Origin of the sequence: Bacillus sp. FSL L8-0193 (assembly GCF_037976065.1) — a bacterium.
Classification (GTDB): domain Bacteria; phylum Bacillota; class Bacilli; order Bacillales; family Bacillaceae; genus Bacillus; species Bacillus paralicheniformis.
This window is the reverse complement of record NZ_CP150261.1, coordinates 3,190,394-3,212,408: the sequence shown is the minus strand read 5'-3', so window position 1 is coordinate 3,212,408 and position 22,015 is coordinate 3,190,394. Positions and strand designations below refer to the sequence as shown.

The following is a 22,015-nucleotide window of genomic DNA, read 5'->3' as shown; positions in this document are numbered from 1 at the left end:
CAAGATTATCAACCAAATCTTCACATATAATGGAAGAAACAAGCTTTTTTTCTTCTCAGACAGAACACATTTTCTGTATGGTAGTATCGAATATCATCGCAAGGGGTCTAGGGGGGCTGCTCGATGGCCTGAAGTCGCTTGACTAAACTAAGGGCTTTAGGAAGGTGATGAAGATGCTGCATCAAGTTTTGGTTGCTTGTTTGATTGGAGGGATTATGGGGGTTCTCGGGCACGTTAAAAAAAGAGGGCGCCTCGAGAAACCGAGAACAACGAAACGATTCATTTACCTTGGATTTTTTGAAGATATTCTTGTCGGAATGGTTGCTTCTATTTTGCTTGTTTTATCTGCGGAACCTGATTCTGGAATTCAGCTTGTCGTGTTATCGATCATTGCCGGCTACGGCGGTGAAGCTGTATTGAGAAGCTTTGACTTTGTCAGAGAACAGCAGGCAAATGTACAGAACTCCGAACGGCAAAACAAATCTCCACACGATTAAGATCCTCACTCTTACCCTTTTTTCAGCACATTCCCATTGTATACAAACCTGCTTGCACTTATGAACAGAATTCTATAAAATACAGATAAGATTACGGTTACGGCAAGAACAGTGAAGAGGAGCAGTAAGAAGCCCATTTTGTTTCAGAGAGTTGACGGCTGGTGAAAGTCAATCAAATGAGCTTCCGAACTCGCCTCAGAGTTGCAGCAGTGATGAGCTGCTGCCGCGTATCTGCGTTACAGATATCAAGTGAGTGTGCCGCATGCACACTAACAAGGGTGGTACCGCGGGAAATCTCTCGTCCCTTCTTAGGGATGGGAGAGTTTTTTTGATTTTAGAATAATCTGAATATAACGCTGCCAGTCCCGTCCATACTTGAATACAAAGAAGCCGTACTCATATTCAAAGGAGGTTTTTACAATTGAGTTTTGACCATCAAACAATCGAGAAAAAGTGGCAGGACTATTGGCTTAAAAATAAAACGTTCGCCACGCGTGAAGATAAATCCAAACCGAAATTTTATGCATTGGACATGTTTCCGTATCCGTCAGGCGCAGGCCTTCACGTCGGACACCCTGAAGGCTATACGGCAACTGACATTTTGTCCCGCATGAAACGGATGCAAGGGTACAATGTCCTCCATCCGATGGGCTGGGATGCATTCGGGCTTCCTGCGGAACAATATGCGCTGGATACGGGAAACGATCCTGCCGTCTTTACCGAACAGAACATTGACAACTTCCGCCGCCAGATCAGAGCGCTCGGCTTTTCGTATGACTGGGACAGAGAAGTCAATACAACAGATCCGGACTACTATAAATGGACGCAGTGGATTTTCTTAAAGCTTTACGAAAAAGGTCTCGCTTATGTAGATGAAGTCCCTGTAAACTGGTGTCCTGCGCTTGGAACCGTTCTTGCCAATGAAGAAGTCATCGACGGCAAAAGCGAACGCGGCGGCCATCCTGTAGAACGCCGTCCAATGAAGCAGTGGATGCTGAAGATTACCGCTTATGCCGACCGTCTCCTTGAAGATCTGGAAGAACTCGACTGGCCGGAAAGCATCAAAGAGATGCAGCGCAACTGGATCGGCCGTTCCGAAGGGGCGCATGTTCATTTTGCGGTCGACGGCACAGACGAAATGTTTACGGTTTTCACAACGCGGCCTGATACATTATTCGGTGCCACATATGCCGTTTTGGCTCCGGAGCACGATTTGGTTCAAAAAATCACGACGCCTGAACAGCAAGACGCGGTCGACGCCTATATCGAAGAAGTTCAATCAAAGAGCGACTTGGAGCGGACAGACCTTGCCAAAACAAAGACAGGCGTCTTCACAGGTGCTTATGCCGTCAATCCGGCAAACGGGGAAAAAATTCCGGTATGGATCGCGGACTATGTCTTGGCTACATACGGAACCGGAGCGGTCATGGCCGTCCCTGCCCATGATGAGCGGGACCACGAATTCGCATCAGCATTCGGGCTGCCGATCAAAGAAGTCGTCAAAGGCGGAGATGTTGAGAAAGAAGCTTATACAGGCGACGGCGAACACATCCATTCAGATTTTCTGAACGGCCTTGATAAAGCGGCTGCGATCGAAAAAATGATTCAGTGGCTTGAGGAAAACGGGAAGGGCGAGAAAAAGGTAACATACCGCCTCCGCGACTGGCTGTTCAGCCGTCAGCGCTACTGGGGCGAGCCGATCCCGGTCATCCATTGGGAAGACGGCACATCGACTCCGGTTCCTGAAGAAGAGCTGCCGCTGATCTTGCCGAAAACGTCGGAAATCAAACCGAGCGGAACGGGTGAGTCCCCTCTTGCGAACATTAAAGAATGGGTGGAAGTGACAGACCCTGAAACAGGCAAAAAGGGAAGACGCGAAACGAATACGATGCCGCAATGGGCGGGAAGCTGCTGGTACTTCCTGCGCTACATCGATCCGAAAAACCCGAACGAACTGGCTTCCCCTGAAAAATTACAGGAATGGCTTCCTGTCGATATGTATATCGGAGGTGCGGAACACGCCGTTCTTCACTTATTGTATGCGCGCTTCTGGCATAAATTCCTTTATGACATCGGGGTCGTTCCGACGAAAGAGCCGTTCAAACAGCTTTATAACCAAGGAATGATTCTTGGTGAAAACAACGAAAAAATGAGCAAATCCAAAGGCAATGTCGTCAATCCGGACGAAATAGTGGAGACTCATGGTGCGGACACGCTCCGGCTGTACGAAATGTTCATGGGGCCTTTGGATGCATCGATCGCCTGGTCAACGACAGGACTTGACGGCGCCCGCCGCTTCCTTGACCGCGTATGGCGTCTGTTCATCGATGACAATGGCGGGTTAAACGAGAAGATCGTTGAAGGAGCCGGCGAAACGCTTGAGCGCGTCTACCACGAAACGGTCATGAAAGTAACAGACCATTTCGAAGGTCTGCGCTTCAATACAGGTATTTCTCAGCTGATGGTCTTCATCAATGAAGCATATAAAGCTGATCAGCTTCCGAAAGAATACATGGAAGGCTTCGTGAAATTGCTGTCTCCTGTCGCGCCTCACTTGGCTGAAGAGCTGTGGAGCCGACTTGGACATGAGGAAACGATCACGTATGAAGCATGGCCTGTCTATGATGAAGCAAAGCTCGTTGATGACGAAGTCGAAATCGTCGTTCAGCTGAACGGAAAGGTGAAAGCGAAGCTGAACGTTCCAGCCGACGCCGACAAAGAACAGCTTGAAGAGCTGGCGAAAAACAATGAAAAAGTAAAAGAACAGCTCGAAGGAAAAACGATCAGAAAAGTGATTGCTGTACCTGGAAAGCTTGTAAATATTGTCGCAAATTAATGGAAAAGCCCCTTCAATCCGAAGGGGCTTTTCAGCGTGCCGACAAACCCGCGCATTCGTTGGCAGGCCTGCTAAGCCGGTGCTTACGATAGGAGAAAAGATCAGGCGGCTAACCGCCTAACACCGCCGTCACCACATCCTGTGGAAGACCGCTCCGATGCTCGGCTTTCCCAGACTGCAAGGATTGCGGGACAAAGGATGACAAAATCCCAAAACTATAAGCCGTTTTGGGATTTTGTTAATAATCTGAAAGCTCTGTCATTCCGCCGAAAGGATGAAAATATTTCAGCCGTTCGCTTCGTTTCAAATGATCCATGACCGCTTAAAATGGGAAAAAAGGAGATGATTAAGATGCATTTTTCCGATTTTTCCGCCGTACAGGTCAGAATCGCCCGGCCTACAGACCGTTTTGACGAAATCGTTGCGTTTTACGAAAAGGGGCTGGGCCTGAAAAAGCTTGGCGGTTTTTCAGGACATCAAGGGTATCATGGCGTCATGTTCGGCTTGCCGAATGTCCAATATCACCTTGAATTCACCTCCCATATCGGAGGCAGCCCTTGTCCGGCACCGACCAAAGACAATCTGCTCGTTTTTTATATTCCTGATCAGAAGGAAATCAAGAGTATTTTAAAAAGGCTCGCTGACATGGGCCATCACGAAGTGCCGCCAGAAAATCCGTATTGGAAGGACAAAGGGGCAACAGTGGAAGATCCGGACGGCTGGCGGATCGTGCTGATGAATACCGAAGGCATTTAGATATAGGAACGTTATGCCTGTGCCCAGTCTCTTGCTTTCGTGCGGACGATATCTGTAAAAGCCGCCATTGCAGGAGAAAGCCATTTGTTTTTATGATAAGCCATTTGAGTGGAAAACAGGGCGTCGCGGACAAGCGTGCCCTGAAGCTTTCCTTCTTCGATATCAGTGCGCGTTGTGATCAAAGGAAGAAGGGATACGCCCAAACCGCACATCACGCACTGTTTAATTGCTTCGACACTCCAAAACTCCATCGTATGGTCGGCAATGACTCCCCTTTGACGTAAATACTCCTCAAAAAAATCACGGTAGCTGCAGCCGTGCTCCGTATATAAAAACGTTTCATTTGCGGTAAAAGTCAAATCATCAAGGGCCTTTTGTCCTGCCGGGTGTTCCTTTGGAAAGATGAACACCATTGGCTCATTGACCAGCTTTTCAACATGAAGGTCGTTTTCTTTCCGATCGTTGTCCAAAAGAAAAGCGACATCGATTTTTCCCTGCTTCAATTCATCTCTCAGCTGCCAGCACGTGGAAGACTTTAATGTGACCGTGACCTGCGGATATTTGTTAGTAAATTCGTGAAGAATGGCAGGCAATCTGTAAACCGTTAAAGATTCCGAGGCGCCGATGATCAAGTTTCCCGACGGCTCCTGGTCGTTTTCCGGAATGTGCCTCGCTTTTTCATACAGTTCGACCATTTCTGCGGCATAAGGGAGAAGGTGTTTTCCTGCTTCTGTCAGCATCATTTTTTTCCCCAGCCTGTAGAACAGCGGCTTTCTTAATTCTTGTTCGATTGCTTGAACGTGCGAAGTCACAGTTGACTGCGCATATCCCAAATAATCGGCAGCACGGGTAAAACCGCCGATATCCACGATGGTTTTGAATGTTTTCAAATGTCGGATCTCCATCTCGTCCATCTCCCTTTTATTTTATATCGAAAAATTCGAAGTTGCAGATCGATAATATCTATTTTACTGATGAATTAAACAAGATTACAATCATTTTAAACGACTTTGCGAAAGGATTGTATCAGTATGAGAGAAAAAAAGCTTGGCCCTTTATTATTAAGCGGGCTGATGACGGGGCCTATTTTAGGGTCGGGAATCATTCTGCTGCCGCCGATGATTCATCAGACAGCGGGGGACTATGCGATTTTTGCATGGCTGTTGATGTTGGGAATCGGTTTTTTATTTGCCTGGATTTTTGCCAGATTGAGCGTCGAGTATCCGAATGATGCCGGGATTGCTTATGCGGCTGAAAAAGCGTTCGGTTCCCGTGTTAAAAAGTTGGCAGTCTTTTATTTTATCATGGCTGCGAGCTTCGGCCCCGCCGCCGTATTAATGACGGCCGGCGAATATATTCATTCTCTTGCGGCCGGCACGGCATTTCCTGCTGAACTGTACGGCTTCATTTTTTTTATCTTTTGTATGGTAGTTCTTTGCTTTAACCTTTCATTTGTCGGCATGGTTGCACTCATTTTTTCCACTGCCGCGGCCCTCATTCTGTTTGGAAGCAGCGCAGCTTCTGTGCCTTACTTTCGTGAGGGGCCGCTCGTAGACGGAACATTTCAGTTTGCCGATTTTGGCCGCGGATTGCTGCTGCTGTTCTGGGCATTAGTCGGATGGGAAATCGTCGGCAACTACAGCATGGAAGTGAAAAACCGCGGGAAAACGATTCCCCGGGCCGTCGTGATCAGCAGCCTGACGGTAACGCTCATATATGTGGCGACTGCGGCAGCTGTTCAATGGATTGATCCGGGGTTCTTCGCAAACGGACAATTGAAGCTGGCGATGATGCTGACGCCGTTGTTCGGATCTTTTGCATTGCCTGTGATCGCAGTCCTCACTGCTGTCCTCTGCATGTGCGCTTATTTTCAGGTGACAGGCGGAGCAGCCAGGCTGGTGGCATCGCAGGCCGGCGGGCTGTTTGCCCGCAGATCAAGGGGAAATCAGCCGATGGCAGCGCTGGGGCTTATATTTTTCATCCATACCGTCGTTTTCGTCTGCCTGATGTTTCACTTTCTTAATGTTGAGACACTGGTTCTGATCGCAAACGCCTTTTTCATCTGCAACTCGCTGTGCGGTCTTGCCGCTGCTTACAAGCTGCTATCCGGCCGGGTTTACAAAATAGGCTGCCTCTTTCTCATGGGGTGCTTCTCGCTGCTTCTTTTGTTTTCATCACCCTGGGTCTTACTGTTTATCATGCTTGCCAGCGCCTTGTTTGTGGTGAACTTCCGTCAACTTATCATCTGGAAAAAGGTAAAACGCCCTTTCAAATCGTATTAATCAATCAAACGGAAAAAGAAAGGGGAACACGATGCGCAGTCAACTTTTCAAACTGCTCGGCGATTTGCCGGGGAAAAAAAGCATTGGTGTGAGCACTCTTAAAATTGAAGAAAAGTCATCTTTTATTCTCGAAACGCTTTTGCTTGAGTTAAACGGAATTGAAGCGGTGCCGGCCTATTTTGCAAAACCGAAACAGATGAACGGCAAGCGGCCGGCCGTGCTTTACTGTCATTCACACGGAGGACGTTACGAAAGGGGAAAGGAGGAGCTGATTGAAGGAGCGGATTACTTGCAAACACCGCCGTTCGCCGAGGAATTGACGGCCTTGGGATTTTCCGTGCTTGCGATTGACCATTGGGCTTTCGGAGACAGGCGGGGCAAAACGGAGAGTGAGATATTTAAAGAAATGCTTTGGACAGGGCGGGTGATGTGGGGAATGATGGTCTTCGACAGCATCAGAGCCATCGATTACCTGAGCATGCGGGAGGACACAGACGAAAGCCGCATCGCTTCACTCGGCATGTCGATGGGAGGTCTGATGGCCTGGTGGACTGCTGCATTGGATGAGCGGGTCAGCGTATGCGTTGATATATGCGCGCAGGTGGACAGCGAAACATTAATCAAGACGCAGAATTTGGACCGTCACAATCTCTATTCGTATGTTCCAGGGCTGGTCAAGCACTTTTCAACCGCTCAAATCGAAAGCCTGATCGCTCCAAGGCCTCATTTAAGCCTGGTCGGAACCGCAGATAAACTAACGCCAGTTCAAGGGATTGACCTCATTGAAGAAAAGCTGTCCGATGTGTATAAAGAAAAAGGCGCCGGTGAACGCTATGAAGTGTTTCGCTCTCATTCAGGGCACTTCGAGACAGCCGGAATGAGGCATAAAGCGATCGGTTTCTTAAAAACATGGCTGTAAAACAGGAGGTGAATCACTGTGAAAAAGGTGACGATCATCGGAGGGAACGGCACGGTCGGCCGCGTATTAGCGGGCGGATTGGCAGGCGAAGGATACGAGGTGACAGTGCTGGATTTAAAAGAACCGGATGAAAAGCCGGCTGTCCGCTTTGTCCGGGTGGATGCGGCAGATTACAATGAAGTCGTGAAAAACATTCCTCTGAATACGGATGCGGTGATCAACCTTTTAGCTGTAAAGCCGACGGGCGATTTGCTTGACCGGCAGGAGTTTGAGAAAATGACGGATATCTTTTTTAAAGCAACATATACGATTTTGCGGGCGGCGGCGGAGCTCGGGGTGCCGAAGGTGGTTTTTGCAAGCAGCAACCATGTGACAGATGTGTATGAAAAGGACGGAGATTCTCTGCTGGGGAGGCAGATCAACACTGATGACTACCCGCAGTCGAAAAGCTTGTACGGCTTGCTAAAATTGGCGTCCGAAAATCTCGGCTACCTTTTCTCGCACCAATTAGACGCCAAGGTTTCCGTGATCAATCTGCGGATCGGGACAGCCGCTGAAAATGAGCAAGAAACGCTGCGCGCAAAACCGAGGAGCAAAAAAACGCTGTTATCCCACCCCGACCTTATCGGGATTTTTAAAGCCGCAATCGAATCCGGCAAAACATATGGTACATATTATGCTGTCAGCGACAATAAGGGGCGGCCGTGGTCGATCGATTCCGCCATTCGGGAACTGGGGTTCAAGCCGAAAGTAAGCGCCTCAGACATCCTTGATGAAGACTGACGTATCATCTTCTAAGGTGATGATCTTTTTCTCCGCTTTTCTGATCCTGCTTAAAAAATGATTATAGACGCTCTTCTTTCTGTTTGCTACATTTTAGACACGATATCGTAATATTTTGACAGCGCTTACAAGGAGGGGGAAATGACGATCAGGCATTCTGCTGGAAGCCGCGTGTTTGACATATTGAATTATTCATTTTTAACAGGGTTCGGATTGGTTTGTGTGCTGCCGTTCATTCACGTTATTGCAGCCTCTTTCGCGACAGTTGAGGAGGTCATTTCGAAAAAGTTTATCTTAATACCGACGACTTTTTCGCTGGATGCGTACAGGTATATTTTTTCAACTGACATTGTGTACAGAAGCTTAATCATTTCTATTCTTGTCACAGCCGCAGGGACAGCGGTCAGCATGTTTCTATCCTCTTTAATGGCATACGGGTTGTCGAGAAAGGAGCTGATGGGAAGGCGCGTCCTCATGTTCTTGGTCGTGTTCACGATGCTGTTCAGCGGAGGGATGATCCCGACCTTTCTCGTTGTAAAATCGCTCGGATTGCTCGATACCTATTGGTCTCTGATTCTTCCGACGGCCATCAATGCGTTTAACTTGATAATTTTAAAGAACTTTTTTCAAAACATACCGTCAAGCCTCGAGGAATCCGCCAAAATCGACGGCTGCAATGACATCGGCATCTTCTTCCGCATCATTCTTCCGTTGTCTTTGCCGGCGATTGCGACAATTTCGCTGTTTTACGCCGTCACCTATTGGAATACGTACATGCAGGCGATTCTGTACTTGAGCGATGCGACAAAATGGCCGATACAAGTTTTGCTTCGCCAGATTGTCATCGTATCAAGCGGTATGCAAGGGGATATGACGGAAATGGGAGCAGCCGCGGCGCCGCCGGAACAAACGATCAAAATGGCGGTCATTGTCGTTGCAACCATACCGGTGTTGCTCGTGTATCCGTTTATTCAAAAGCACTTTGCAAAAGGCGCTCTTTTAGGGTCAATTAAAGGATAAAAACGGAGGGGACAATATGGGGAAAAAATGGCTGATCGCGATTTTTGCGTTCGCGCTTTTGGCCGGCGGGCTGCTTGGCTGTTCGAACAGCGGAGCAGATCAGGCTTCTACAAAGGATGAGAAAATCGACCTGAACTCGCCTTTGGACTTGAGCTGGATGGTAATCCTTTATCATCAGCAGCCGCCGAAAGATACGGCGATTAAAAAAATCGAGGAGCTCACCAATACAAAGCTCGATTTAATGTGGGTGCCTGATGCGGTAAAAGAAGACCGCTTAAACTCAGCGCTCGCCGCCGGAAACCTGCCGAAAGTCGTCACCATTCAGGACATTAAAAATTCATCTGTCATGAATGCGTTCAGGTCGGGGATGTTTTGGGAGGTCGGCCCTTATTTAAAGGATTATCCGAATTTAAGCAAGATGAACAAGCTGATCAATAAAAACGCTTCGATCGACGGAAAGCTTTACGGCATCTACAGGGAGCGCCCGTTATCAAGACAGGGGGTTGTCATCCGTAAAGACTGGCTTGACAACCTTGGGCTCGAAATGCCGAAGACGGTTGATGAACTTTACGAAACAGCGAAGGCATTTACAGAAAAAGATCCTGACCAAAACGGAAAGAACGATACGATCGGCTTTGCCGACAGAAACGATTTGATCTACGGCGCCTTTAAAACATTGGGGTCCTATATGGGCATGCCGACTGACTGGGAGGAAAAAGACGGCAAGTTCACGCCTGACTTCATGACAAAAGAGTACATGGATACGATGAAATATATGAAAAAACTCTATGATGAAGGGCTGATCAACAAAGACTTCCCGGTTACGAGCAAAACGCAGCAGCAGGAGATGTTTTCACAAGGGAAAGCCGGCATTTATGTCGGAAATATGGTCGATGCCGTCAATTTAAGAGACCAGTCTGTCGATGATAAAATGGAGCTTGAGATCATCAATCGGATCAAAGGGCCGGACGGAAAGGAACGCGTCTGGGCATCAGGCGGGCATAACGGAATCTTTGCCTTCCCGAAAACAAGCGTCAAAACAGAAAAAGAGCTGAAGAGGATTCTGGCCTTTTTCGACCGGATCGCCGAAGAGGATGTTTACAGCCTGATGACTTACGGGATCGAAGGGGTTCACTATAAAAAAGAAGGGAATAAACAATTCAAACGGATCGACGAGAAACTGAAAGACTGGCAGGCGGAAATCCAGCCGCTCGTCTCTCTCGTCGGCATTGATAAACAATATTTGAAAAATACGGGCGATCCGCTCCGTACAAAATATGAAGAGCTGACAGAGGACAATAATGAGATCATCGTCTCAAATCCGGCCGAAAGCTTGTACTCACCGGCCGCATCTGAAAGAGGCGATGAACTGCAAAAGATCATTGATGATGCCACATATCAATTCATCCTCGGCAAAATCAATGAAAGCCAGTTCGAGAAAGCGGTTGAAAAATGGCGGACGAACGGCGGAGATCAAGTAATAGAAGAATATGAGGAGTCATTTAAAAAAGCAGAAAAATAGAAGACAATCCCGGGAAACCGGGATTGTCTTTTTATGCCGAATGATTTTTCAGCTCGCGGTATTTGCCGGGCGTGATTCCTTCCAGTTTTTTAAATGAGCGGATGAAATTCTGCGGATTTTTGTATTTCAGTTTTTCAGAAATTTCTTTTACGGACAGCGTCGTTTCCGTCAGCCAGTTCTTCGCGATATGATGCCTGTAGGATGACAAGTATTCGCTGAACGATATTTTCATTTCTTTCCTGAAGATGCTGCTTAAATAGTTGGGGTTGTAATGAAGCCTTCCTGCGATCGATTCGAGCGTCAAGTCCGTGTCGAATTCCTGCTGGATAATATGGACGATTTTTTCTGAGATGTTTTTGTATTGCGATTCTTCTCTGATGCTGAGTGTATCGATCATCTTGACGATAATCTGCGCGTTCAGCCAGCTTTCGATTTCCTCGATGGTCGTCAGCTCAAAGACGTCGTCGTACAGCATCGTATTTTCGTTCGGTTCAAAAATCTCGATTCCGAGCAAATGCATAAATTCAATCAAGTTGTTCAAGAGCCTTGCAATCGCCACCTGGCAGTGATGCGGATTCATGTTTTCAGAACAAATCGATTCAAGGAGAAGGTGAAGCTGTTCGGCCGCTTGTTTACGGTTGCACGTTTTAATAGCTTCAAACAGTTCATTTTGGATCTGCTTTGGAAACTGGGTTAAAAACGCTTTGTTACGGTCAAGATGCTCATAGAAAATCACCGCGTGTTTTCCTGATTTCAGACGGTATGTCAGCGCTTCAAGCCCTTCCAAATAAGCGCGCTTCGACATTGCAAGGCTTGTAAACGGCTGGCTGATGCCGATGCTGACGAACAATCCAAGCTCCTCATGAATTTTATCCCTGATGGATGATGCTGTATGCTCCAAGTCCTCCTGAAACCTGTCCAGCGGCTGTCCGCGGTTCAGCATGATGATGGTCTGCGTTTTATCAATGACAACCGGCGGGAGGCGCTTATTCTTGGGCACAGATCGTTCGACAAGGCTGTTGATCGCAAACAGCAGGACATCAAGATCCTTTTTATCATATGATGTGTCTTTCAATGTATCAATTTGCAAGGCAAAAACGGACAGGTGGCTCCAATCTTCAGGGAAGCCGAGCCCTGTAAAGCGGTCTTTGATTTCTTCTTCGCTCAGCTTGCCGAGCAAAAGCCTTGTTAAAAAATACTGCTTCAGCTGGGTGACCTGCTGTTCGACGCGCACCTTCAGATCATGGTTTTTATTTTTCATCTCTTTAATATTCCGTTCAATCAGTTCAAATTCGTTTTTCGGTTTCTCCTGGCCGGAAGAGGCCCCGGCAGAAAAGCCTGAGACGGATTCGTACAAAACCTTGATCGGCCTGTAAAAATGACGAGAACCAAACCAGGAAAACAGGTATGAAAGCGCTAACAAAAAGACGCAGATCGTAAACGTAAACCAGCCGATTGATGCCGTCTGCTGATAGAGTTCCGGAATGGTCGTTAACGAAATGTATATCCAATTATTGTAATCTGATTTCTGGTATGTAATGTTATAGGCGGTGTCGTTGACTGTTGTATCAAACTGGCCGTTTTTTTCCTGATGCCGGCGGATCGTTTTGAAATAATCGTCTTGTTTGATCGATTGCCCAATCATTGACGGGTCTGAGTGAAGGATGATCCGTCCGTTGTCATCAAGCACCATCATGCTGTTTGTTTTTGAATGATGCGGCATGCGCTTGACAAGCGAACAAGAAGGAATACTTGCGATCGCAAGGCCTCTGTTTTCCATGCTGTTCAGCGGAAGCTGTTTGACCAGATTGACGTTGTACAGGCAGTTGCCCGAAGCCCCTTCTTTTGTGGCGACAAGGTCGTTGTTTTTTTCAAGCACCCAGCTGGAGCGGCTTTTTAAGGCGTTGTAAAGCGAGATCGTGATGGCTTGTTTTCCCTGATCTAAAGGATATAAACCGGAATTGTTGATATACCACTTTTTTTCTTGGCTGATCAGCGTGATATCCGACAGATCGGTATCGAATGTCTGCAGTTCGTTTAATTCCTTGTTGATTTGGTTATACAGCTGAAAGCGTTCTGGTGTAATGGTGCGGCTGAGTGTCTGAATTAAAGGATAGGAACGGACGTAATTGGTGAAGGAATGGTCAACCGTTTTTAAAATATGCTCGATATTTAGCTGTGTCTGGCCAACGGTTTGGAGCTTTTCGTTTGTAACGTTTTGTTCAATGGTTTCCGCTGATCTCTGATAGGAAAAAAAGCCGACGATGATGACCGGAATGGTGCTCAGAACGAGAAAGAAGGTCACCAGCTTATAGTAAAACTTATATTGTTTTCTCTTCATAAATTCCCCCCCAACAAATCTTCGTTTGAGTTGTTCATATATAATTAATCCGACTTTTGTGTGAATTTGTCAATAATCATTTTCTAACCATCGTTTCATTTTATTAGGTTTTGCCGGCTGCCGGGCGAGGTGCGGCCGATGTGATGATATGATTGTAGATTTATTTTTTCATGGTGGGATAAAGTGAAAGCAAACATCACGAAGGGAGGCCGTTTATGAAAGCAGCCGATGTCCAGACCGGAAAAAATCCGGCCCATATTGTTGAAAAAAAACGAAAGACGCGTTTTTGGGAAAAGCTTCTCCAGCAAAAATATTTATATTTGATGATTCTGCCGGGACTGATTTATTTTTTGCTTTTTAAGTATGTGCCGATGTGGGGGATTGTCATAGCGTTTCAGGATTACCAGCCGTTTCTCGGCATAACGGGGAGCGAATGGGTGGGTTTTAAGCATTTTGAAAGGCTGTTCACCGAACCGACGTTTTTTATGCTTCTGAAGAATACATTGATTTTGTTTTTCCTCAACCTTGTTGTATTCTTTCCGATACCGATTATTTTGGCGCTTTTATTGAATGAAGTCAGAGTCGCATTGTTCAAAAAGTTTGTCCAGACGCTGATCTATATTCCGCATTTTATGTCATGGGTCATTGTGGTATCGCTTTCATTCGTTCTGTTGACGGTTGACGGAGGATTGATTAATGAGATCATCGCCTACTTCGGCGGAGAAAAGATCAACTTTTTGCTGAATGAAAGCTGGTTCAGGCCGATGTACATTCTCCAGGTCATCTGGAGGGAAGCCGGCTGGTCGACGATCATTTATTTGGCGGCGATTACCGCTGTCGATCCGCAGCTTTACGAAGCGGCGAAAATGGACGGGGCCAATCGCCTGAGGAGGATGTGGCATGTCACACTACCTGCGATCAGAAGCGTCATCGTTGTTTTACTTATTTTGAAAATCGGCGATACGCTCGAACTCGGCTTTGAGCATGTGTATCTGCTTTTAAATGCAACGAACCGCGAAGTGGCCGAGATCTTTGATACGTATGTATACACGGCCGGATTAAAGCAGGGGCAGTTCAGCTACAGTACAGCCGTCGGTTTATTTAAAGCAGCTGTCGGTCTCATTCTTGTCATATTTGCAAACAGGATGGCGAAGAAGTTTGGAGAAGAAGGAATATATTAATATTTTTTGATGAAAGGAATTGAATGACATGAATCAATCTCTCATCACAAAAACGCCTCTTTACATTGCCAAAGAAGCGGCCAAAACAATAATGAAAGCGTATACACCAAAGGAGCTGCCGCCGGCCGGACGCTGGCACTACCATCAGGGTGTATTTCTGTGCGGCTTGATTCGCCTCTGGGAAGAAACGGGGAAAGAAGCATATTTCAACTATGTAAAAGAATACGCCAATGAGCTCATTGACGGCTGCGGGAATTTTTATTTCAGGAGGGATGAACTGGACGCCATACAAGCCGGACTTATCCTTTATCCTTTGTATGATGAAACGGGCGATGAACGCTACCGTAAAGCCGCCAAAAAGCTGAAGGGCCTTTTTGATACGCTGAATCAAACAGAAGAAGGCGGGTTTTGGCATAAAGATAAATATCCTTACCAAATGTGGCTTGACGGGTTGTACATGGGAGGGCCTTTCGCACTTAAGTATGCAAGAGCGTTCAGTGAGCCTGAAATGTACGATGTGGTCATCCTCGAAGAAAAACTGATGAGAAAACATACGAAAGACTGCCGGACGGGATTGTATCATCATGCGTGGGATGAAAAGAGGGAAATGCCCTGGGCCGACCCCATTTCAGGCTGTTCTCCCGAATTTTGGGGAAGGTCAATCGGCTGGTACGCGCTTGCACTGAGCGATATGATCGAACTGCTCCCGCAGGGGCATGACACGAGACAGGAGTGGACCCGGGTGCTTCAAGAGATGGTCAAAAGCATTGCCAATTTTCAAGATGAACGCACAGGGTTATGGCACCAGGTTGTCGATAAAGGCGGACTTCCGGACAATTGGCTTGAAAGCTCCTGCTCGTGTTTATATATGTACGCGATGACGAAAGGAGCTCGCATGGGCTATATCGATTCATCATATATTGATAGAGCCGCAAAGGCTTTCAAAGGACTCGTCGAAGAGAAAATCGAGCTGAGCGCAAAAGAAGGCTTGCTTTTAAAAGATATTTGCGTCGGAACTTCTGCAGGGACATACGATTATTATGTCGGGCGGGAAAAAAGCACCAACGATCTTCACGGTGTCGGCGCATTGATCATGGCTCTTGTAGAACTTGAAAAGACCGGCCGCTTTTCCCGCGAGGCAGCGAAGTGAAGAACTTCGCTTTCTCCGTCCTTCTATTTGCAGCAGTGCTTCTTTTTTCCTCATGCGGACAGGATGGGGGCCGGGGAACAGACGTATTGATCTTTTCGGCTGCACCGGCTGAAATAAAGGAAAACGTCCAGCGCGCAGCCGGGAAAGAACAGCTCAACATCACCGTTTTCCCGGCTGCACCGGAAAAACTTCTAGTTGAAATTGCGGCGAAAGAAGGAGATCTGTTTATCGTTCCAGAAGACATGTTTAAACCTTTTTACGATCCTGAAGGACTTCAGCCATTGAATGTTGCTTCGGAAGAAAAAGAGCCGTACAGCGCTCCGGGCAAAAACGGGGACGTACAGCTGTATGCGGCTGTAATTGAAAAAGGAGAAAAACGTTTGAACGGCTATACGTTTCAGCTGAATACAGACATGGCAGCTTTCATACCGGTCTATGCGAAGAAAACCCCTGAAGCGACGGAACTCATCGAAGCGCTTCGCTGAAAATGAAAGGGGGAGGAACCGATGAAAACATATGCGATATGCGGTCTGAGCGGCCGCGCTTTTAACATGTTTATCGAGCCTCTAGTGGGAAAATACGGGGAAGAACACCGCATCACCGCGCTCCTGGACAGCGATCCGCTAAGGGAAGAAGTCTGCAAAGACAGGTTTCCGGCGCTTCGTCCTGTCCCGTTTTTCAAGGAGAAAGCGTTTACCGAAATGCTTGATAAAATCAAGCCGGACGCCATTATTGTAGCAGGCCGTGATGATACGCATGTCCGCTATATATTGGGCGCTTTACAGGCGAATATCGATGTGGTCACTGAAAAGCCGATGGTGACAACGGCACGGGATGCGGCAGCCGTATTAAAAGCCGAAGCCGCGAGCAAAGGAAAAGTGACCGTTACGTTTAATTACCGCTGCAATCCGTACCACCGCAAGATCAAAGAGCTGATACTTGAAGGAAAGCTCGGCACGATTACGTCGGTTGACTTGAACTGGTACATCGATACGTATCACGGCGCAAGCTATTTTAAACGCTGGAACAGGATGAGAGCATACTCCGGCGGGCTTTCCGTCCATAAGTCAACCCATCATTTCGACCTTGTCAATTGGTGGCTTGCTCAAACGCCTCGCGAGGTTTTTGCCTATGGAGGCCTGTACTACTACGGACCCGGCGGCGAAATGAATCCTGAAAAAGGGGAAAAACGCTATTGCGGAACATGCCATGTCAAGAAGAATTGCCGCTATTATATGAGGTGGCAGGCAGGCGACCCGCAGGACGATCATGTCAAGACCAACGAAAGCCAGCATCTGCTCTATACCGATTACAGGCCTGACGCGTGTATTTTCGATGAAGAAATCGATATCGAGGACACGTATGCAGCCGTTTTGAAATACGACAAAGGGGCGCTGCTGAATTACTCCGTCCATTTTTCAGCCCCGTATGAAGGCTACCGGCTTGCAATCAACGGGACAAAGGGAAGGCTTGAAACGCAGGAATATCATGCGCCGGCAAGGGTTCCATTTGAAGTTCCCGAACAGACCATCGATTATTATCCGCTGTTTGAATCGAAAGAAACGATTCGCGTCGTCAGGCAGCCCGGCGGGCATGGCGGAGGAGATCCGCTGCTTTTGGAAGAGCTGTTTGGCGGAGGAGACCCGTTGAGGAATTACGACATTCTGGCCGGTGCCGAAGCAGGCGCCTATTCAATTGCAGCCGGCGAGGCAATATGGCGCTCCATCAAAGAAAAAAAGCCGATAGGAATCAGTGAACTTCTGTATACCCGGCAATATACATAAAGGGGGGGAATTCGTGGAACAAAGCGTCTCCATGGGAAGGGTGCTGAGTTTTTGTGAATGGGTGCTGAAGTTTTTTTACGCCAATCTGCTGTGGTTTGTTTTTACGCTGCTCGGCCTTGGCGTCTTCGGGTTTATGCCGGCGACGACTGCATTGTTTTCCGTGATGAGAAAATGGATTATGGGCAAAACCGATATTCCGATATGTAAAACGTTTTGGCAGGCGTACCGCGGCGAGTTTTTTCGTTCCAACGTCATCGGTCTTATTCTGGCGGCAGTTGGCATCATCATTTATGTTGACCTTGCTTTTATTTATCCGGAGCATTTCCTATTGCACGTTCTCCGGTTCGTCATTATGATTTTTGGGTTTTTGTTTTTAATTATGCTGTTTTATATGTTCCCGCTGCTCGCCCATTTCGATTGGAAGAAGCGGATGTATTTTAAGTTTTCGCTGATTCTGGGCATATCGTATTTACAGTATACATTAACAATGATGGCGGTTGCTGCCGTGCTTTATATCGCTTTTGCCTTTCTGCCCGGAATTGTTCCTTTTTTCAGCGTCAGCCTGCTCAGCTATGCGGTCATGTGGCTGGCATATCAAGTATTGAAAAAAGCGGAGGCCGTAGAACAGAGGGGAACTGTCGTAACGACAAGACACACCTGAACCTTTGCTTCAGGTGTGATGAGAGGAGATGGCCCACATGAGTGAAGAATTTGAAAAACGATATCTTCACTGGATTGATCAAGCTGTAAAGGAAAGCGAAAAGAAAGACGACTTCAAGTCCCTCCCCGGTTTTGGAAGACCGCTCAGTAAAGAGGCGCTCGAAGGGGATGCGCTTTCGTCAACTCTTAAAAACGCCCGTTATCTGCCGGAGTGGCTGAAGCTGCAAAAGGAAATTAAACAAGAGATTGAAAAAGCGATCAAATCGAATCAGCACGAAGCGCTGATCGATGCCATCAACCTAAAAATTAAAAAATACAACCTCACCTGTCCGAACCAATTCCAAAAAGGCCTTGTTTCAGCCAAAAACCTCGAAAGCCAGCTCAAATATTGGAGCTGATGCCACTCCTTGCACTTATTCATAAAAATAATTGCCAATAACAATTATTTTCTGTAAAATAAAGTTAATAAATGTAATTTTTATGTTTTTAAAAAGAAGAAAGGATGAATGAAGAAGTGGAAGCGAAAGCGGCATACGAAAAAGCGGCCGGGCTCTTGAATCAGTGGTACACCATGATCAAGCGCCATGAAGCGCTCTAGGCTGTATCTTTGAGATACGAGATCCGAAACCTGCTCTCTAAAATGGAGAAAAACAGAGATTTGGAGCTCTATTTTCAGCTTTTGGACTACCGCTGCAAATTGATGATGGAGCAGTTTGCAGAATCAGCCGAGCTCTTCCGGAAGATTAAAAGGCAGAAGGAAACGGTTAAGATCGCGGATGACATCATTCAGTACTATTTTTTCTTTTTTTCAGGCATGTATGAGTTTTATGAGAAAAACTATCTTGAGGCGATCAGCTGTTACAAAAAAGCGGAAATGAAGCTGCATAAACTGACCGATGAAATTGAAAAAGCGGAATTTTACTATAAGATCGCAACTGCCTACTACCAAATAGATGATCATTTCAGATCGTTGAACTACTCCGAAAAAGCGCTCTCACTTTTCAGCAAGCATAAAGAATACATAGACAAAACGATCGGGTGCGAAATGATTCTCGGGTCGGTTCAGTTTGAACTGTTCCGCATCAAACAAGCCGAGGAACACTACGGCCGGGCGCTTGATCAGGCCGTTTCCCTCCAAAACCGGCGAATCATCGGGCTGATCTATCATAATATGGGTCTGAACTACGCCAAATGCAGCATGCCGCTTTTGGCGGAGGAGCACTTTAGAAAAGCTCTTTCAATCGGTGTCCATGAGCAATCGGTCTTTGGCATTAACACCCTTTTTGAGCTGTCCCACCTCATGTACAAAAACGGTTCTCCCGAAGAAGCGAGACGTCTCTGCAAAGAGGGATTTACCAGAGCGGCGGAACAAGGAGAGGATGAATACGCGGCGAAATTCAGGCTGATTTTCGCCCTGTATGACGCGGGCCATCCGCTCGATATTGAACTTTCGCTTGAATACATGAGCGATAAACGGCTATGGCCTCATGTTGCCGAACTGACAAAAGATATAGCCGATTACTACATGAAGTCCGGCGACTATGAAAAAAGCGCGCTTTACCTGGAAAAATCGCAGCATGCCAAGAATCAAATATATAAAATGAAGGAGGGGCTCATATGAAAAAATCCATTTGTTTTTTCACCGTCATGCTTGTTTGTCTGATAGGGGGAAGCTTCACAGCCGATTCTGCAGCACAGGACGGATCGTTCCAGACATTGGGGAAATCAGTGTTTTCTGACAGTGGACGATAGAGAAAACCTGCTGAAATAGAAATTGCCTCCCGACTTTTGCTATAATAGTCTCACCTAAAGGCAATTGAAGGGAGCAGTAACGATGACGATAAAAGAGATTTCGGCTGATGAGCTGAAAGACAGGCTTGCAAAAGGAGAAACGCTGAACATTATTGACGTCAGAGAAGATGAAGAAGTGGCTGAAGGAATGATCCCTGAAGCCGTTCACATTAAAATGGGGGATATTCCTGAAAAACTCGATGTCTTCCAAAAGGAGCAGCCTTATATTTTTGTCTGCCGATCAGGCAAGCGCAGCGAAAATGTCTGCCTCTATTTGCAGGATAAAGGCTTTGATGTCACCAATATGGTCGGCGGCATGCTCGAATGGACCGGAAACACAAAGCCGAAAACAAAATAAGCGGGTCCGGCTTCTTATCTGTACAGATAAGAAGTTTTTTATTTATCACATGTCAGGAAACGCTCGGAGCCTCCTGCCGGCGACCTTCAAGGTTCTTTCGATCAGGATTTTAAGCATAACTTCGGCTGTGTGCGAATACCTTTCATTATAGAAAGGAGAGAGCGTATGCTGAAGGTAGCCGTATTTGATGAAGAACACGAAAAAGATTTGCAGCATGAGATCAATGAATTCTTAAAAAAGCTGTCGGAAGACCAGCTGGTCGATATAAAATATGACGTATCAGCCGCATGCGATCCTCAAGGCGAACAGCTTTACTGTTTTTCTGCGTTAATTTTATACAGGACATAAAAAAACAGCTCTTCAAAGGAAGAGCTGTTTTCGTTTATGCTTTTTTCACCCTCGGGCTTCTTGGCTTCTGGAATTTCTCAGCCTGTTTAATTTCTTTCCGCTCTTGTGACAGAGATTTATACAACGATACAAGCATGAAAATCACGATGACTGAGAACGGCAATGCGGCCAGGATGGCGGTGTTTTGCAGGGCCGATAGTCCGCCTGAATACAGAAGCGCCGCAGCCATTGCTGACTGGATGATGCCCCATGATACCTTGACCGAATTCGCAGGATTCAGTGAACCGTAAGTCGTTTGCATGCCGAGAACAAATGTTGCCGAGTCTGCGGAAGTGATAAAGAATACGGCAATGAGCACCAAGGCAATGATAGATGTAATCATCGCCAGCGGATAGTGGTCAAACATGCCAAACAGCATCGTGTCTGTAGACAGTTTTGCAACGTTAAAAGTCCCTTTTTGCTGAAGATCCATCGCTGAAACCCCGAAAATTGAAAACCATAGAAACGCCAGCACAGTAGGGGCAAACAATACGGCAATCAAAAATTCCCTGATTGTGCGCCCCCTTGATACGCGGGCGATGAAAATACCGACAAACGGCGACCAGGAGATCCACCAAGCCCAGTAGAAAATCGTCCATGAATTGATCCATTCACGGCTGTCCGGATCATTAGGCGCAAGGCGGAAGCTCATTTGCACCACGTTGGAGATATACGTTCCGATCGTGTCCGTAAACGAGTTCATAATCAACACTGTCGGTCCCACGAACAGCATAAAGATCATCAGGATGCCGGCCAGCACCATGTTCGTATTGCTCAAGTACTTGATGCCTTTTCCGATACCGCTCCATGCGGAAATTAAGAACAGCACGGTAACGACTGCAATAATTGCCAGCTGCACTTGAAAGCTGTTCGGCACTCCGAATAGATAATGGAGTCCGCCGTTGATCTGCGTGGCGCCGATTCCGAGGCTTGTTGCTACACCGACGACGGTTGCAAAGACAGCGATGCAGTCAATCCCTTTTCCAAGCGGTCCGTTGACTTTGTCGCCGAAGACCGGAAACAGCGTCGCGCTGATCAAGCCAGGCGCGTCTTTTCTGAATTTAAAGTACGCGATGCAAAGAGCAACGATCGCATAGATCGCCCATGCATGCAATCCCCAGTGGAAAAATGTATACCTCAGAGAATCTCTGAAGGCCTGGGCTGTTTCTGTTTCACCTGATGGAGAGCTAATGGCAAAATGGCTGATCGGTTCAGCCGCGCCATAAAATACGAGACCAATGCCCATACCTGCGCTAAAAAGCATGGCAAACCAAGATAATCGAGAGAATTCAGGTTTTTCTTCAGGTTTCCCTAATTTGATCTTTCCGATCGGACTGAAGATCAAAAAGATGCTGAATGCGACAAACAGAGAAACCACCAATAAATAATACCATCCGAGTGTGTTCGTAACATAACCTTGAATCGAAGTCGTTAACGCCTGAAGGTTATCAGGAGCAACGATTCCCCATAATACAGCTGCTGCTGTGATAACAATCACAATCCAAAAAACGCTTGAAATATTTTTCAAAATCATCCTCACCCTCTAATCATTTTTCGTCCTTACTCCCATCATTATGTTTAGTATGAGTTGCACATATAAAATTCATTCTCTCTCAGGAAGTTTGACCTAGCTTCCCCTATTACCCCACAATCAGGTGAAACAAAACTCTTTAACCGTAACATACTTTTCAAAAAAGGCACAAGTCTCAGCACTGCGCTGAAACTCTGCCATTCCACATTTGTCAAGG

At 46.8% G+C, this 22,015-nt stretch carries 21 protein-coding genes and 1 other annotated feature; of the genes, 18 read left to right on the top strand and 3 right to left on the bottom strand.

The annotated features are described in order from the left end of the window. Positions 1-167 precede the first annotated feature (167 nt). The 3 genes from MHH76_RS16055 to MHH76_RS16045 all read left to right on the top strand — a co-directional run bounded on the left by MHH76_RS16055 (position 168) and on the right by MHH76_RS16045 (position 4,089). Positions 168-497, top strand: coding sequence for a DUF4257 domain-containing protein (locus MHH76_RS16055; protein WP_016885609.1), 330 nt, complete (start codon positions 168-170; stop codon positions 495-497). Between the two features lie 102 nt (positions 498-599). Then, positions 600-806, top strand: a binding site (T-box leader). 112 nt (positions 807-918) lie between these two features. Further along, positions 919-3,333 carry a leucine--tRNA ligase gene (gene leuS / locus MHH76_RS16050; protein ID WP_020452653.1) on the top strand — a complete coding sequence of 805 codons (2,415 nt, stop codon included), beginning with the start codon at positions 919-921 and terminating at the stop codon, positions 3,331-3,333. A 351-nt stretch (positions 3,334-3,684) separates the two neighbouring features. Beyond that, positions 3,685-4,089: a VOC family protein gene (locus tag MHH76_RS16045; protein ID WP_020452652.1), complete on the top strand. Its 405-nt coding sequence runs from the start codon at positions 3,685-3,687 to the stop codon at positions 4,087-4,089. 11 nt (positions 4,090-4,100) lie between these two features. Here MHH76_RS16045 and MHH76_RS16040 read toward each other — a convergent pair whose 3' ends face one another. After that, positions 4,101-4,994 carry a LysR family transcriptional regulator gene (locus tag MHH76_RS16040; RefSeq protein WP_020452651.1) on the bottom strand — a complete coding sequence of 298 codons (894 nt, stop codon included), beginning with the start codon at positions 4,992-4,994 and terminating at the stop codon, positions 4,101-4,103. A 126-nt stretch (positions 4,995-5,120) separates the two neighbouring features. Between MHH76_RS16040 and MHH76_RS16035 the strand changes: the two genes are divergently transcribed. From MHH76_RS16035 to MHH76_RS16015, 5 genes are all read left to right on the top strand, one after another. Further along, positions 5,121-6,371 (top strand): amino acid permease, encoded by a 1,251-nt coding sequence (locus tag MHH76_RS16035; RefSeq protein WP_020452650.1) that lies wholly within the window; start codon positions 5,121-5,123, stop codon positions 6,369-6,371. A 31-nt stretch (positions 6,372-6,402) separates the two neighbouring features. Continuing rightward, positions 6,403-7,290, top strand: coding sequence for a dienelactone hydrolase family protein (locus tag MHH76_RS16030; RefSeq protein ID WP_020452649.1), 888 nt, complete (start codon positions 6,403-6,405; stop codon positions 7,288-7,290). 18 nt (positions 7,291-7,308) lie between these two features. After that, positions 7,309-8,073, top strand: coding sequence for an NAD(P)-dependent oxidoreductase (locus MHH76_RS16025; RefSeq protein WP_020452648.1), 765 nt, complete (start codon positions 7,309-7,311; stop codon positions 8,071-8,073). A 141-nt stretch (positions 8,074-8,214) separates the two neighbouring features. Continuing rightward, positions 8,215-9,093 carry a carbohydrate ABC transporter permease gene (locus MHH76_RS16020; RefSeq protein ID WP_020452647.1) on the top strand — a complete coding sequence of 293 codons (879 nt, stop codon included), beginning with the start codon at positions 8,215-8,217 and terminating at the stop codon, positions 9,091-9,093. A gap of 16 nt (positions 9,094-9,109) precedes the next feature. Further along, a complete protein-coding gene (locus MHH76_RS16015) occupies positions 9,110-10,615 on the top strand; it encodes an extracellular solute-binding protein (RefSeq protein WP_020452646.1) in 1,506 nt (501 codons plus the stop codon). 31 nt (positions 10,616-10,646) lie between these two features. Here the strand turns inward: MHH76_RS16015 and MHH76_RS16010 are convergent, their stop codons facing one another. Beyond that, entirely contained in the window at positions 10,647-12,956 is a 2,310-nt protein-coding gene (locus MHH76_RS16010; RefSeq protein WP_043054440.1) for a helix-turn-helix domain-containing protein, read from the bottom strand. 215 nt (positions 12,957-13,171) lie between these two features. Here MHH76_RS16010 and MHH76_RS16005 point away from each other — a divergent pair, with 215 nt between their 5' ends. The 10 genes from MHH76_RS16005 (at position 13,172) to MHH76_RS15960 (ending at position 20,228) form a co-directional block, all read left to right on the top strand. Further along, the gene (locus MHH76_RS16005) at positions 13,172-14,137 is read left to right on the top strand and encodes a sugar ABC transporter permease (RefSeq protein WP_020452644.1); all 966 of its coding nucleotides are present in this window, start codon (positions 13,172-13,174) and stop codon (positions 14,135-14,137) included. Between the two features lie 28 nt (positions 14,138-14,165). After that, positions 14,166-15,287, top strand: a complete 1,122-nt coding sequence (locus MHH76_RS16000) for a glycoside hydrolase family 105 protein (protein WP_025810976.1) — start codon at positions 14,166-14,168, stop codon at positions 15,285-15,287. Further along, on the top strand, positions 15,284-15,772 hold the full coding sequence (locus MHH76_RS15995) for a hypothetical protein (RefSeq protein ID WP_033155089.1): 489 nt from the start codon (positions 15,284-15,286) through the stop codon (positions 15,770-15,772). Before MHH76_RS16000 ends, MHH76_RS15995 begins: the two co-directional genes overlap by 4 nt. Before the next feature lie 21 nt (positions 15,773-15,793). Then, complete coding sequence (locus tag MHH76_RS15990; RefSeq protein ID WP_025810977.1) at positions 15,794-17,071, top strand: Gfo/Idh/MocA family oxidoreductase; 1,278 nt, start codon at positions 15,794-15,796, stop codon at positions 17,069-17,071. A 13-nt stretch (positions 17,072-17,084) separates the two neighbouring features. Further along, complete coding sequence (locus MHH76_RS15985) at positions 17,085-17,732, top strand: YesL family protein (protein ID WP_023855529.1); 648 nt, start codon at positions 17,085-17,087, stop codon at positions 17,730-17,732. 37 nt (positions 17,733-17,769) lie between these two features. Then, a complete protein-coding gene (locus tag MHH76_RS15980) occupies positions 17,770-18,129 on the top strand; it encodes a DUF1992 domain-containing protein (RefSeq protein WP_025810978.1) in 360 nt (119 codons plus the stop codon). A 209-nt stretch (positions 18,130-18,338) separates the two neighbouring features. Further along, a complete protein-coding gene (locus tag MHH76_RS15975; RefSeq protein ID WP_230368249.1) occupies positions 18,339-19,352 on the top strand; it encodes a hypothetical protein in 1,014 nt (337 codons plus the stop codon). Next, positions 19,349-19,483 (top strand): hypothetical protein, encoded by a 135-nt coding sequence (locus tag MHH76_RS15970; protein WP_268441313.1) that lies wholly within the window; start codon positions 19,349-19,351, stop codon positions 19,481-19,483. The genes MHH76_RS15975 and MHH76_RS15970 overlap by 4 nt, the downstream gene beginning before the upstream one ends. 82 nt (positions 19,484-19,565) lie before the next feature. After that, positions 19,566-19,880, top strand: a complete 315-nt coding sequence (locus MHH76_RS15965) for a rhodanese-like domain-containing protein (protein WP_020452637.1) — start codon at positions 19,566-19,568, stop codon at positions 19,878-19,880. 165 nt (positions 19,881-20,045) lie between these two features. Continuing rightward, on the top strand, positions 20,046-20,228 hold the full coding sequence (locus MHH76_RS15960) for a sporulation protein Cse60 (protein WP_003184510.1): 183 nt from the start codon (positions 20,046-20,048) through the stop codon (positions 20,226-20,228). A 34-nt stretch (positions 20,229-20,262) separates the two neighbouring features. Here the strand turns inward: MHH76_RS15960 and MHH76_RS15955 are convergent, their stop codons facing one another. Further along, entirely contained in the window at positions 20,263-21,798 is a 1,536-nt protein-coding gene (locus MHH76_RS15955; protein ID WP_116523392.1) for a BCCT family transporter, read from the bottom strand. Positions 21,799-22,015: the final 217 nt, after the last annotated feature.

What these genes read in the sequence shown, in the direction of transcription:
- MHH76_RS16045 (WP_020452652.1), top strand. Translation starts at nt 3,685, where the DNA reads ATGCATTTTTCCGATTTTTCCGCCGTACAGGTCAGAATCGCCCGGCCT.
- MHH76_RS16040 (WP_020452651.1), bottom strand. Translation starts at nt 4,994, where the DNA reads ATGGAGATCCGACATTTGAAAACATTCAAAACCATCGTGGATATCGGC.
- MHH76_RS15970 (WP_268441313.1), top strand. Translation starts at nt 19,349, where the DNA reads ATGAAAAAATCCATTTGTTTTTTCACCGTCATGCTTGTTTGTCTGATA.
- MHH76_RS16035 (WP_020452650.1), top strand. Translation starts at nt 5,121, where the DNA reads ATGAGAGAAAAAAAGCTTGGCCCTTTATTATTAAGCGGGCTGATGACG.
- MHH76_RS15990 (WP_025810977.1), top strand. Translation starts at nt 15,794, where the DNA reads ATGAAAACATATGCGATATGCGGTCTGAGCGGCCGCGCTTTTAACATG.
- MHH76_RS16005 (WP_020452644.1), top strand. Translation starts at nt 13,172, where the DNA reads ATGAAAGCAGCCGATGTCCAGACCGGAAAAAATCCGGCCCATATTGTT.
- MHH76_RS16030 (WP_020452649.1), top strand. Translation starts at nt 6,403, where the DNA reads ATGCGCAGTCAACTTTTCAAACTGCTCGGCGATTTGCCGGGGAAAAAA.
- MHH76_RS15965 (WP_020452637.1), top strand. Translation starts at nt 19,566, where the DNA reads ATGACGATAAAAGAGATTTCGGCTGATGAGCTGAAAGACAGGCTTGCA.
- MHH76_RS16010 (WP_043054440.1), bottom strand. Translation starts at nt 12,956, where the DNA reads ATGAAGAGAAAACAATATAAGTTTTACTATAAGCTGGTGACCTTCTTT.
- MHH76_RS16020 (WP_020452647.1), top strand. Translation starts at nt 8,215, where the DNA reads ATGACGATCAGGCATTCTGCTGGAAGCCGCGTGTTTGACATATTGAAT.
- MHH76_RS16055 (WP_016885609.1), top strand. Translation starts at nt 168, where the DNA reads ATGAAGATGCTGCATCAAGTTTTGGTTGCTTGTTTGATTGGAGGGATT.
- MHH76_RS15960 (WP_003184510.1), top strand. Translation starts at nt 20,046, where the DNA reads ATGCTGAAGGTAGCCGTATTTGATGAAGAACACGAAAAAGATTTGCAG.
- MHH76_RS16015 (WP_020452646.1), top strand. Translation starts at nt 9,110, where the DNA reads ATGGGGAAAAAATGGCTGATCGCGATTTTTGCGTTCGCGCTTTTGGCC.
- MHH76_RS16000 (WP_025810976.1), top strand. Translation starts at nt 14,166, where the DNA reads ATGAATCAATCTCTCATCACAAAAACGCCTCTTTACATTGCCAAAGAA.
- MHH76_RS15980 (WP_025810978.1), top strand. Translation starts at nt 17,770, where the DNA reads ATGAGTGAAGAATTTGAAAAACGATATCTTCACTGGATTGATCAAGCT.